The organism is Streptomyces sp. L7 (genome assembly GCF_050990935.1).
Taxonomy (GTDB): Bacteria; Actinomycetota; Actinomycetes; order Actinomycetales; family Microbacteriaceae; genus Leifsonia.
Window position 1 is genome coordinate 2,292,782 of the sequence record NZ_CP194644.1, and the last position, 12,625, is coordinate 2,305,406.

The 12,625-nt window shown below is 72.2% G+C and carries 9 protein-coding genes; 3 read left to right on the forward strand and 6 right to left on the reverse strand.

Annotation, left to right across the window (positions count from 1 at the left end; all coding sequences use genetic code 11):
* Positions 1 to 35: 35 nt before the first annotated feature.
* The 3 genes from nirB to ACR5MH_RS11445 are packed head-to-tail and all read left to right on the forward strand — an operon-like array spanning position 36 to position 4,544.
* Complete coding sequence (gene nirB / locus ACR5MH_RS11435) at positions 36 to 2,636, forward strand: nitrite reductase large subunit NirB (RefSeq protein WP_431347322.1); 2,601 nt, start codon at positions 36 to 38, stop codon at positions 2,634 to 2,636.
* Positions 2,633 to 3,418, forward strand: a complete 786-nt coding sequence (gene cobA / locus ACR5MH_RS11440; RefSeq protein WP_431347323.1) for a uroporphyrinogen-III C-methyltransferase — start codon at positions 2,633 to 2,635, stop codon at positions 3,416 to 3,418. Before nirB ends, cobA begins: the two co-directional genes overlap by 4 nt.
* 1 nt (position 3,419) lies before the next feature.
* The gene (locus ACR5MH_RS11445) at positions 3,420 to 4,544 is read left to right on the forward strand and encodes a uroporphyrinogen-III synthase (protein WP_431347324.1); all 1,125 of its coding nucleotides are present in this window, start codon (positions 3,420 to 3,422) and stop codon (positions 4,542 to 4,544) included.
* Positions 4,545 to 4,681: 137 nt separating this feature from the next.
* Here ACR5MH_RS11445 and ACR5MH_RS11450 read toward each other — a convergent pair whose 3' ends face one another.
* The 6 genes from ACR5MH_RS11450 to mmsA form a co-directional block, all read right to left on the reverse strand.
* On the reverse strand, positions 4,682 to 6,250 hold the full coding sequence (locus ACR5MH_RS11450) for an FAD-dependent oxidoreductase (protein WP_431347325.1): 1,569 nt from the start codon (positions 6,248 to 6,250) through the stop codon (positions 4,682 to 4,684).
* Positions 6,247 to 7,401, reverse strand: a complete 1,155-nt coding sequence (locus ACR5MH_RS11455; RefSeq protein WP_433862641.1) for a molybdopterin oxidoreductase family protein — start codon at positions 7,399 to 7,401, stop codon at positions 6,247 to 6,249. The genes ACR5MH_RS11450 and ACR5MH_RS11455 overlap by 4 nt, the downstream gene beginning before the upstream one ends.
* Positions 7,341 to 8,285 carry a molybdopterin oxidoreductase family protein gene (locus tag ACR5MH_RS11460; RefSeq protein ID WP_433861771.1) on the reverse strand — a complete coding sequence of 315 codons (945 nt, stop codon included), beginning with the start codon at positions 8,283 to 8,285 and terminating at the stop codon, positions 7,341 to 7,343. Before ACR5MH_RS11460 ends, ACR5MH_RS11455 begins: the two co-directional genes overlap by 61 nt.
* A 59-nt stretch (positions 8,286 to 8,344) precedes the next feature.
* Positions 8,345 to 9,739 carry an MFS transporter gene (locus tag ACR5MH_RS11465; RefSeq protein ID WP_433861772.1) on the reverse strand — a complete coding sequence of 465 codons (1,395 nt, stop codon included), beginning with the start codon at positions 9,737 to 9,739 and terminating at the stop codon, positions 8,345 to 8,347.
* 154 nt (positions 9,740 to 9,893) lie between these two features.
* The gene (gene mmsB, locus ACR5MH_RS11470) at positions 9,894 to 11,069 is read right to left on the reverse strand and encodes a multiple monosaccharide ABC transporter permease (RefSeq protein ID WP_431347326.1); all 1,176 of its coding nucleotides are present in this window, start codon (positions 11,067 to 11,069) and stop codon (positions 9,894 to 9,896) included.
* Positions 11,066 to 12,610 carry a multiple monosaccharide ABC transporter ATP-binding protein gene (gene mmsA / locus ACR5MH_RS11475; protein WP_431347327.1) on the reverse strand — a complete coding sequence of 515 codons (1,545 nt, stop codon included), beginning with the start codon at positions 12,608 to 12,610 and terminating at the stop codon, positions 11,066 to 11,068. The genes mmsB and mmsA overlap by 4 nt, the downstream gene beginning before the upstream one ends.
* Between the last annotated feature and the right edge of the window lie 15 nt (positions 12,611 to 12,625).

Genomic DNA, 12,625 nt, shown 5'->3' on the forward strand with positions numbered 1-12,625 from the left:
GGCGGAAGCCGCCGGACACGGAAAGGGGCGCCCGCATGACGAGTCGACGCACGCTGATCGTAGGAGGCGGCCCGGCCGCGCACCGGCTGGTCGACGCGCTCGTGTCGCGCGGCGGCGAGGGGTCCGGCCAGCGATCCATCGCGGTCGTCGCGGAGGAGCCGTACCTGCCGTACGACCGGGTCCAGCTCAGCAAGCGCCTCGCCGACGGCGAGGTGGATCTCACGCTCGAGCCGGCCTCGCACTGGGAGGACGCCGCGGTGGAGCTGCGGGTCGGCGAAGCCGTCACCGCCATCGACCGCGCCGCGAAGACCGTGACGACCTCGGCCGGTGCTGTGCTCGGCTACGACGACCTCGTGCTCGCCACCGGCTCCTCCGCCCCGGTTCCCGACATTCCGGGCGCCGCGGCGAGCAGGGTCTACCGCACCATCGACGACGTGGACGCCCTGGTCGCCGAGGTCGCCGACCTGCGCGAGCGGCTCGGCCGCGCGCCCCGGGTCGCGGTCGCCGGCGGCGGCCTCCTCGGGCTGGAGGCCGCAGGCGGTGTCGCGGCACTGGGAGCCGAAGCGGTCATCATCCACTCCGGCGGCTGGCTGATGTCGGCCCAGCTCGACGAGGGCGCGGGGCAGGCGCTCGGGCGGCTGATCTCGGCCCGCGGGATCGACCTCCACCTGGGGACGCGTCCTCGCGAGATCGTGCTCGGCGGCGACGGCCTCCCCTCGGCGGTGCGCTGCGCCGACGGCCGCACGGTCCCCGCCGACATCGTGGTCTTCGCGATCGGCATCCGTGCCCGCGATGAGCTCGCCCGCGAGGCGGGGATCGCGACCGTCGAGCGCGGCGGCGTCGTCATCGACGAGTCCTGCCGCACGTCCGATCCCGCGATCTGGGCCATCGGCGAGGTCGCCGCGGTCGACGGCCGGACCATCGGCCTGGTCGCCCCGGCCAACGCGATGGCCGAGACGGTCGCCGACCGGCTGCTCGGCGGCGACGCGACGTTCACGACAGTGGACGACGCGACCAAGCTCAAGCTCTCCGGCGTGGATGTCGCCAGCTTCGGCGACGCGTTCGCCCGAGAGCCGGGCGCGCTGGAGATCGTTTATGCAGACCCGGCGCGCGGCCTGTACCAGAAGCTCGTCGTCAGCGACGACGCGAAGACCCTGCTCGGCGGGGTGTTCGTCGGCGACGCGTCGCCCTACGTCGGCCTCCGCCCGCTGCTCGGCCGCGAGCTCGACGCCGAGCCCGCCGCGTACCTGTCCGCGGCCGGCGCCGAGCCGCCCGCCGGCGGCGCCCTCCCCGACGACGCCTTCGTCTGCTCCTGCAACAACGTCACGGCCGGCACTGTCCGGGAGGCCGTGGGAGACGGCTGCCACGATCTCGGCGAACTCAAGGCCTGCACCCGCGCGGGCACCCAGTGCGGCTCGTGCGTGCCCCTGGTGAAGAAGCTGCTGGAGGCCGAGCTCACCGCCGCCGGCGCCACCGTCTCGCACGCGCTCTGCGAGCATTTCGAGCTGTCGCGCCAGGAGCTCTTCGAGTCGATCCGCGTGCTGGAGCTGACCAGCTGGGAGGACACCATCGGGCGGCTCGGCCGCGGTCGCGGCTGCGACATCTGCAAGCCGGCGGTCGGCTCCATCCTCGCCAGCCAGCACAGCGGCTACCCGCTCGACGGCGGCCGCGGCCCGCTGCAGGACACCAACGACCGCGCGCTCGCGAACATGCAGAAGGACGGCACGTACTCTGTCGTCCCGCGCATCCCGGGCGGTGAGATCACCCCGCAGAAGCTGGCCGTGATCGCGCAGGTCGCGACCGACTTCGGCCTCTACACGAAGATCACCGGAGGCCAGCGCATCGACATGTTCGGCGCGCGCCTCGACCAGCTGCCTGACATCTGGAAGCGCCTGGTCGACGCCGGCTTCGAGTCGGGTCAGGCCTACGGCAAGGCGTTGCGGAACGTGAAGAGCTGCGTCGGCTCCACCTGGTGCCGGTACGGCGTGCAGGACTCGGTCGGCATGGCCGTCTCGCTGGAGTTGCGTTACCGGGGCCTGCGCGCCCCGCACAAGTTCAAGTTCGGCGTCTCGGGCTGCGCCCGCGAGTGCGCCGAGGCCCGCGGCAAGGACGTCGGAGTGATCGCGACCGACAAGGGCTGGAACCTGTACGTCGGCGGCAACGGCGGCTTCCAGCCCGCGCACGCGCAGCTCCTCGCGTCCGACCTCGACGACGAGACGCTGGTCCGGTACATCGACCGCTACCTCATGTACTACATCCGCACCGCCGACCGGCTGCAGCGCACGGCCCGCTGGATGGAGGACCTCGACGGCGGCGTCGACCACGTGCGCGAGGTCGTCGTGGCGGACTCCCTCGGGCTCGGCGCCGAGCTCGAGGCCGCGATGGCGAAGCACATCGACACGTACGAGGACGAGTGGGCGGCCACTCTGCGCGACCCGGAGCGGCTGCGCCGGTTCCGGTCGTTCGTGAACGCGCCGACCGAGGCCGACCCGTCGATCGCGCGGGTCGAGGAGCGCGGGCAGCTCCGGCCGGCGACCGCCGAGGAGCGGGCGGCCGGCACGGTGCTGCTGGCGGGCACGACGATCCCGGTGCGCGGCGCCACTGCGACCACCGCGGCGGAAGGAGAGACCCCATGATCCACCCGATCCGGACCGGCTCGGTGACGCTGGTCGGCGGCGGCCCCGGCGACCCCGACCTCCTCACCGTCGCAGCGGTGCGCGCACTCGCGGCGGCCGACGTCGTGCTGTACGACCGGCTCGCCCCGCACGAGACCCTCGCGGAGCTCGCGCCCGGCGCCGAGCTGATCGACGTCGGCAAGCGGCCGGGGCACCATCCCATCCCGCAGGACGAGATCGAGCGGCTCCTGGTCGCGCACGCGCGGGAGGGGGCTGCGGTCGTCCGGCTGAAGGGCGGCGACCCGTTCGTCTTCGGGCGCGGCGGCGAGGAGGTGGAGGCGTGCCGGCGCGCGGGAGTCCCGGTCAGCGTCATCCCCGGGGTGACGAGCGCGATCGCCGTCCCCGCGGCGGCCGGGATCCCGGTCACCCACCGCACGGCCTCCCGGATGTTCACCGTGGTCTCGGGGCACGCACCGCTCTCGCCCGCCGAACTGGAGCATCTGGCGGGCCTCGGCGGCACGATCGTGATCCTGATGGGCGTCACGAACCTCCCGTCGATCACCGCGGGGCTGGCACGCTTCGGGATGGATCCCGGCATGCCGGTCGCGGTCGTCGAGCAGGGCTACTCCGCCCGGCAACGGACCACCTTCGGCGAACTGGGGACGATTCTGACGGAGTCGGTCCAGGCCGGGGTCGGCTCGCCCGCGGTCGTCGTGATCGGCGAGGTCGTCGCTCTCGCGCGGGGCGGGGACGCGGACGCGACGTCGGCACTGGCCGACGCGGCCGCGGTGGCCGGAGGCTGACATGGGCGACGAACGCGTCGCGGCCTTCCGCCCGGACCAGCTCGCCGGATTCCGCATCGGCGTGACGAGCGACCGCCGCTCGGCCGACCTGATCGACGCGTTCGAGCGCCGTGGGGCGGCGGTGCTGCACGCGCCGACGGTGCACATGCAGCACGCCGAGGACGACGCTCCGGTCATCGCGGCCACCGAGCGGATCATCGCCGCGGCTCCCGACGTGCTGCTGGCGACCACCAGCTACGGGATGCGCCGCTGGTTCGAGGTCGCCGACTCGGCAGGCCTCGGCGAGGAGCTGCAGCGCGCGCTCGCGAAATCGACCATCCTGGTGCGCGGACCGAAGGCGCGCGGCGCCGTGCGGGCCGCGGGCCTCGACGACGCGGGGATGTCGGACGAGGAGACCACGGCCTCCCTCGTCTCGAAGGTGATCGAGGAGTTCCCGCCCGGGATCACGGTCGCCATCCAGCTCCACGGCCAGACCGACGTCGGTCAGCTCCAGCGGCTGCAGGAGGCCGGCGACCGGGTCCTCGCCGTCGCGCCGTACACCTGGTCGGTGGCCGAGGACGACGACGAGCGGGCGACCCGCCTCGTGGACGCGATCGCCGCCCGGCAGCTCGACTGTGTGACCTTCACCAGCGCGCCCGCTGTCGACGGGCTGCTGATCGCCGCCCTCGCCCGTGGCCGGCACCCGGAGGTGCTGGAGGCGTTCCGCACCGATGTGGTCGCCGCGAGCGTCGGGCCGGTGACGTCCGCCCCGCTGCTCGGCGCGGGGATCGAGCCGCTGCAGCCGGACCGCTACCGGATGGGCGCGCTCATCCGGCTGGTCTGCGAGCAGCTCGAGGCGGAGTCGACCAGGCGGGTGAGCACGCGGCACGGGGAGGTCGAGCTGCGCGGCAGCGTCGCCGTCGTGGCCGGGAACGCGGTGCGGCTGACGCCGACATCGCTGTCGCTGTTCCGGGCGCTGGTCGCGGCGAACGGAGCGGTGGTGTCGCGCCGGGACCTGTCCGTCGCCCTCGACGGCGGCTGCGACGAGCACGCGATGGAGGTGTCGCTGAGCCGCCTCCGGCAGAGCCTCGGCACCCCCGGTCTCGTGGCCACCGTCGTCAAACGCGGCTACCGCCTCGACGTCTGACCTCGCGCGATTCCGCACGAATCGCGGCTTTCGCCGGCGCTTTCGCGACATTCGTCACGAATCGCCACTTTCCATATTCGGCACGAATCGCGGCTTTCGCCGCCGCTTTCGCGACATTCGTCACGAATCGCGGCGCGCTACACGACGGGCGCGGCGGCCAGGATGGCCGCGATGCGGCCCTTGCAGCCGCCGCAGCCGGTGCCGGCGCGGGTGTCACGGCCGACGCACTCGACGGTGTCGCAGCCGGCGGCGACCGCCTCGCCGATGCGGCCCGCGGTGACGCCGTTGCACCAGCAGACCGTCGCGTCCGGTCCCAGCGGGTCCTCGACGGCCACGGCTCCCGCGTCGGCGGCGTCCAGCCGCAGCAGCGCGGACGGCTCGGCCGGGAGCGAGGCGCCGCGTTCGAACAGCAGCGTCAGCTCCGCCCCCGCCTGCGGGAGGCCGACCGAGACGAACCCGGTCAGGATGCCCTCCCGGACCACCGTCTTCACATAGGCCGCGCGCGCCGGGTCGAGCCACACGGTCACCTCGGCGTCCGCATCCCACGGCTCCGCCGCGTGGTCGCCGCCCGAGACCACATCGATCCCGGTCGCCTTGAGCATCACGGCCGTGGGGCGCTCGCGGAGGGCGACGGACGCCTCCGCCCCGGCCGCGGCTCCCGACGCCTCCGCCCGGAGCCGCCGGGCCAGCGCTGCCGCCTGCCGCCAGCCGGGCCCGATCAGCCCGCTGGGGGCGCCCGGCACCCGGCCCGACGCGTCCGCGTCCTCGGGCGACGCCACCTGCGCGCAGTCCCCGATCGCGAACACGTCCGGGTCGCTCCAGCTCCGCAGCTCCTCGTCGACGAGGATGCCGGCCGAGCAGGCCAGGCCGGCGGCGAGCGCGAGCTCCACCCGCGGGCCGACGCCGCAGGACAGCACGAGGAGGTCGCCGGGGATGTAGGTGCCGTCCGCGCAGCCGACGCCGTCGAACACGCGGCCGGCCTCGGTGTCGCGGAAGCCGATGCTCTCCGCGCGCGCGTGCGCGGCCATCCCGACCCCGGTGTCCCGCACGGCGCGGGCGAGCATCCGCCCGCCCGGCTCGTCGAGGTTGCGCGCCATTGGGACGGGCCCGTGGTGGACGACGACCACCTCCGCGCCGTGCTCGGCCGCGAGCAGGGCGAACTCCATGCCGAGCACCCCGGCGCCGAGCACGATGATCGCGCCGCCGGCCGCCACGACGGGAGCGACCGCCTCGGCGTCGGCCAGATCGCGCAGCGCCACGACCCCGCTCGGGAGCGGACGTCGTCCGCGGTCGAGCGCGGCGGCCGGTGCGGCATCCCGCTCGTGCCGGGTGTGCTCGAGGCCGTCGAGCGTCGGAATGTTCGCCCGGGCGCCGGTGGCCAGCACCAACCGGTCGTAGCGCAGCTCATCCCCGCCGGACGTCACCACCCGCTGGCGGCCCCGGTCGATCGTGGCGGCGGTCTCCGCGAGGCGGATGTCCGCACCGGCGGCGCGCGCGGCCGCCGTGTCGGTGACGTCGAGCCGGTCGCGGGAGGCGGCGCCGACCGCGTACTCGGCGACGAGCACACGGTTGTAGGCGTCCTCGTCCTCGGCTCCGAGCGCGACGAGCGAGGCCTCCCCTGCCGCCACGGCGGGCAGCATCTCTTCGACGAAACGGGCTCCGACCGGCCCGTAGCCGATGAGGACGATGCGCAGCGGCCTGGTCATGCGCCGGCCTCCACGGTCACCAGCGTGCGCTTGAACTCCGGCATCGCCGAGATCGGGTCGACCGCGGCCTCGGTCAGCAGGTTCGCGCACTGCCGGCCCGCGAAGTGGAACGGCAGGAACACCGTGTCGATCCGCATCCCCGCGCTGAGCAGCGCGGTGGCCTCGACGCTCCCGCGGGAGTTGCGGATCCGCACCGGCTCCCCGTCGCCGATCCCGAGCCGGGCCGCCGTGGCCGGGTGCAGCTCGGCGCGCACCCGCGGCTGCGCGGTCGCGAGCTCCGGCACCCGGCGCGTCTGAGCGCCCGACTGGTAGTGCTCCAGCAGCCGGCCGGTGATCAGGGTCAGCTCGCCGATCCCCCGACCGGTCTCGAGTGCGCGCGGCCGGACCGCGACCAGGCGGCCGCGCCCTCCCGGATGGCCGAACCGGTCCAGGAACAGCCGCGGCGTCCCCTCCGACCCCGCGGGGTACGGCCAGTGCGCGGCGACGTCGGCCTCGAGCTGCGCGTCGAGCAGCGCGTGGCTGAGCCCCGAGTAGTCGGCGACGCCTCCCGCAGAGGCCCGCGCCAGCTCGTCGAAGACCTCCGCGGGGGAGGTCGGCCAGGCCGACGGCGCCTCCAGCCGCCCCGCCAGGTCGGCGAGGATGTCCAGCTCGCTCCGCACGCCCGGCGGCGGGTCGAGGGCGCGGCGGCGGCGCAGGACGCGCCCCTCCAGGTTCGTCATGGTCCCCTCCTCCTCGGCCCACTGCGTGACCGGCAGCACCACGTCGGCGAGCTCCGCCGTCTCCGAGAGGACGAAGTCGCACACCACCAGGAGATCGAGCGCCTCCAGGCCCGCCCGCACGGAGCCCGCGTCCGGCCCGGAGACGACCACGTTGGAGCCGTGCACCAGCAGGGCGCGCACGCCGCCCGGCCGTCCGAGCATCCCGAGCAGTTCGACGGCCGGGACGCCCGGACCGGGAAGGACGCCGGGCTCGACGCCCCAGACCGCGGCGACCGCGGCGCGGTCGGCCGGGTCCGCGATCGAGCGGTAGCCGGGAAGCTGGTCGCACTTCTGCCCGTGCTCGCGGCCGCCCTGGCCGTTGCCCTGGCCGGTCAACGTCCCGTAGCCCGAGCCACGGCGGCCGACGAGGCCGAGGACGAGCGCGAGGTTGATCGCGGCCGTCGCGGTGTCGGTCCCGTCGACGTGCTGCTCGACCCCCGGCCGGTCAGGATGTACGTGCCGCGGCCGCGCGCGAGCCGGCGGGCGACCTCCCGGAGCTGCCCGACCGGGACGCCGGTGTGCTCCTGAACGCGTTCGGGCCACCACGCTGAGACGCTGCGGCGCACGGCGTCGAACCCGCTGGTCCGCGCCTCCAGGTAGTCGAGGTCGGCCAGCCCCTCGGCGAGCACGAGGTGGATCAGCCCGAGGAGCACCACCAGGTCGGTGCCGGGAGCCGGCGCCAGGTGCAGGCCTCCCCCGTCTGAGGTGAGCTGCGCGGTCTGGGAGCGGCGCGGATCCACGACGACGAGTCCGCCCGCCGCCCGGGCGCCGGCCAGGTGGCCGATGAACGGCGGCATGGTGGCCGCGACGTTCGAACCGAGCAGCAGGATGGTGTCCGCGTCGTCGAGGTCGGTCACCGGGAACGGCATCCCCCGGTCGACCCCGAACGCCCGCTTGCCCGCCGCGGCGGCCGACGCCATGCAGAACCGGCCGTTGTAGTCGATGCGGGAGGTCGCCAGCGCCAGGCGGGCGAACTTGCCCAGCAGGTAGGCCTTCTCGTTGGTGAGGCCGCCGCCGCCGAAGACCGCGACCGCGTCCGGGCCGTCCTCCTGGCGGATTGCGGTCAGCCGCGCGGCGACCAGGGCGAGGGCCTCCTCCCAGCCGGCGGCCCGCAGCTCGCCGTCGCGCCGGATCAGTGGAGTGGTCAGCCGGCCGGGCGTCGTGAGCAGCTCGGCGGAGGTCCAGCCCTTCTTGCAGAGGCCGCCCCGGTTGGTCGGGAACATCCGCCCGTTCACCGTCACCGGGTTCTCCGCCTGCGGCGACGGCGTCAGCGTCATGGCGCACTGCAGCGCGCAGTAGGGGCAGTGGCTCGGCGCGGACATCGGCCGGCCGCCGCTCAGATCCGCACCCCGCGACGGCGGCCGCGCACGGCCACGGCCACGGTGACCGCCAGCAGCACCACGTAGGCGCCGACGAACCACATCAGTCCGGCCGCATAGCCTCCGGTGGTCGACTTCGACAGCCCGAGCACCTGCGGGATGACGAAGCCGCCGTATGCGCCGAACGCCGAGACGATCCCGAGGGCCGCGGCGGCCGTGCGCTGGGCGGAGACGTCGCCGGCCGAGCTGTGCCCGTCCGCCGCGCCCGAGCGCAGCGCGAACAGCGTGGGGATCATCCGGTAGGTCGCGCCGTTGCCCGCGCCGGACGCGATGAACAGCACGAGGAAGAAGCCGAGGAACAGCCAGAAGTCGTCCAGCGGCAGCGTGACGATGACGGCGAGCGCCCCGAGCGCCATGACCACGAAGGCCGCGATGGTGATCGTGCTGCCGCCGAACCGGTCGGCGAGCCGACCGCCGAACGGCCGGGCGAGGGACCCGACGAGCGCCCCGAGGAACGCCAGCGAGACCGTGGCGCCGGCCACCGGGAAGGCGCTGAACGCCGGGAACTGGTCGGCGATGAGCTTCGGGAAGACGCTGGAGAAGCCGATGAACGATCCGAACGTGCCGATGTAGAGCAGGGCCATCAGCCACAGCTCGGGCGCGCGGAGGGCGGCGAGCGAGGCCTTCACGTCGGCGCGCGCGTTCGAGAGGTTGTCCATCCGCCGCCAGGCGCCGACGATCGCGACCAGGATGAGGGGCACCCAGACCAGTCCGGCCAGCGGGAGCTGGAGGGTCGCGCCCGCGCCGATGGTGATGACGATCGGCACCGCGAACTGCGCGACCGCCGCCCCGAGGTTGCCACCGGCCGCGTTGAGGCCGAGCGCCCAGCCTTTCTTGCGCTGCGGGTAGAAGAACGTGATGTTCGCCATCGACGAGGCGAAGTTGCCGCCGCCGAACCCGGCGAGCGCCGCCACCAACAGCATCACCGGGAACGGCGTCGCCGGGTTCGCGACGCAGATCGCGAGGCCGATGGCCGGGATGAGCAGCAGCGCCGCCGAGACCATCGTCCAGTTGCGGCCGCCGAACTTCGGCACCATGAACGTGTAGGGGAACCGCAGGGTGGCGCCGACCAGGCTCGGCATCGAGATCAACCAGAACGTCTGCCCGGTGGTGAAGTGGAAGCCGGCTGCGGGGAGGGCGACCACGACGATCGACCAGAGCTGCCAGACGACGAAGCCGAGGAACTCCGCGAAGATCGACCAGCGGAGGTTGCGGCCCGCGATGGCGGCGCCGGAAGCCTCCCACTGGGCGGGGTCTTCGGCGTTCCAGCCGTCGATCCAGCGGCCGGGACGGACGGCGAGGGCGGACTCCGCGGCCGGAGCCGCGGTCGGGGCGGAGACGGTGCTGGTCATCGTTCGGTCCTCCTGCGGTGAGTGGGTGACTCCACGCTAGGAAGACGGTGTTTCGGCGGGTCGCACTCGGCGTGAAACCTGTGTGACCAACACCTCTCCGGCGCCCGAGGGGGCTGTGAGGCCCGCGCTGTCCGGACGGCGCGGGCCTCACCCGTCAGCTTCCGACCGACCTCCGCTTGTTGAACACGTCGAACGCGACGGCCGCGAGCAGCACCAGACCCTTGATGAGCTGCTGGTAGTCGCTGTCCACGCCGAGGATCGACATGCCGTTGTTGAGCACGCCGATGATCAGGCCGCCGATGATCGCGCCGGGCACGGTGCCGATGCCTCCGGTGACGGCCGCGCCGCCGATGAAGACGGCGGAGATGGCGTCCAGCTCGAAGCCGTTTCCGGCGCTCGGGCTGGCCAGGTTGAGTCCGGCGGTGAACACCAGGCCGGCGATCGCGGAGATGACGCCCATGTTGATGAACAGCAGGAAGGTCACCCGCTTGGTCTTCACACCGGAGAGGGCGGCAGCGGCCAGGTTGCCGCCGATCGCGTAGATGTGGCGGCCGAACACCGAACGGTTCATCACCGCTGTGTACCCGACAACGAGCACACCGAGGATGATCAGCACGATCGGCGTCCCGTTGTAGCTGGCCAGCAGCAGCGTGACCGTCAGCACCAGGGCGACGAGGAAGACCAGCTTCAGGATGAACCACCAGACCGGCTCGTCCTCCAGGTCGTACTTGCGCCGCACCAGCCGCTGACGCACCGACGTGGCGACGATCGCGATCGCGGCGAGCAGACCGAGGATGAGCGTGAGCGGCTCGTAGCCTGAGGTGCCGAACGCCGGGAGGAACCCGGAGCCGATCGAGCGGAACTCCTTCGGGAAGAAGGAGATCTGCTGGTTGCCGAGTGCGATCTGGGCGGCGCCGCGGAAGACGAGCATGCCGGCCAGGGTGACGATGAAGGCGGGGATGCCGAAGTAGGCGACCCAGTATCCCTGCCACGCTCCGACCAGTGCGCCGAGGACCAGGCAGAAGACGACGGCGAGCGGCCACGGGAGGTGCCACTGCGAGATCATCACGCCGGCCATCGCGCCGATGAAGGCGACCACGCTCCCGACCGAGAGGTCGATGTGACCGGCGATGATGATCATGACCATGCCGACGGCCAGGATCAGGATGTAGCTGTTCTGGACGATGAGGTTCGTGACGTTGATCGGCGCGAGCGTGATGCCGGCTGTCGTGATCTGGAAGAACAGCACGATCACGATCAGCGCGATGAAGAGGCCGATCTGTCGGAGCTGGCCCGTCAGGTAGCTGACGGCGTTCGTGAGCGGTTTCATTCTGTGGTCTTCTCGCGTTCCTGGGTCATGAATTGCATGAGGTATTCGGCGGTTGCCTTCTCGCGCGGGACGTCGGCGGTGATCCGTCCTTCGCTCAGGGTGTAGATGCGGTCGCAGATGCCGAGCAGTTCGGGCAGCTCGGAGGAGATCACGATGATCCCCTTACCGGCGTCGGCGAGGCGGTCGATGATCGTGTAGATCTCGTACTTCGCCCCGACGTCGATGCCGCGGGTCGGCTCGTCGAGGATGAGCACGTCCGGGTCGGCGTACATCCACTTGGAGAGCACGACCTTCTGCTGGTTTCCGCCCGAGAGCTTGCCGGTGAGCGTCGAGACGTTCGGCGTCTTGATGTTCATCGTCTTCCGGTAGCCCTCGGCGACGATCCGCTCCTTGTGCTCGTTGACGAACTTCAGCCAGTCGACGAGCTTGTCCAGCGCGGCGATCGAGATGTTCCGCTGGATGTCGTCGATGAGGTTCAGCCCGTAGTGCTTGCGATCCTCGGTCGAGTAGGCGATGCCGTGCTCGATGGCCTTGGACACCGTGTTCACCGAGATCGGCTCGCCGCGCTTGTAGACCTGGCCGCTGATGTCGACGCCGTAGCTGCGGCCGAAGACGCTCATCGCCAGCTCGGTGCGCCCGGCCCCCATGAGCCCGGCGATGCCGACGATCTCGCCGGCGCGCACGAAGAGGTTGGCGCCGTCGACGACCTTGCGGCTGCGGTCGAGCGGGTGGTGAACGGTCCAGTCCTCGATGCGGAGGAGCTCCTCACCGATGTGCGGCACGTGGTCGGGGAACCGGCTGGCGACGTCGCGCCCGACCATCCCCTTGATGATCCGGTCCTCGCTGGCGGCCTCTCCGCGCATCTCCAGGGTCTCGATCGTGCGCCCGTCGCGGATGATCGTGACGCGGTCGGCGATCGCTTTGATCTCGTTGAGCTTGTGGCTGATGATGATCGAGGTGATGCCGTGGCTCTGGAGCTGACGGATCAGGTCGAGCAGGTGCGCCGAGTCGTCATCGTTGAGAGCGGCCGTGGGCTCGTCGAGGATGAGGATCTTCACCTCCTTGGAGAGGGCCTTCGCGATCTCCACGAGCTGCTGCTTGCCGACGCCGATGTCTTTGATCTTCGTGATCGGGTTGTCGCGCAGCCCGACCCGGGCGAGCAGCTTGCCCGCCTCCAGGTTGGTCTCGTTCCAGTCGATCCAGCCGCCGTGCTGGCGCTCGTTGCCGAGGTAGATGTTCTCGGCGATGGACAGGTAGGGCGAGAGCGCGAGCTCCTGGTGGATGATCACGATGCCGGCGGCCTCGGAGTCGTTGATCGAGCGGAACTCCACGGGTTCGCCGTTCAGGACGATCTCGCCCTCGAAGGTGCCGTGCGGATACACCCCGGACAGGACCTTCATCAGAGTGGACTTGCCTGCGCCGTTCTCGCCGCAGATGGCGTGGACGGAGCCCTCCTCGATCGAGATCGAGACATCCTGGAGCGCCTTCACCCCGGGGAACGTCTTCGAGATGTTGCGCATCTCGAGAATCGTGTTGGACATTGTCTCCCTTGCTTC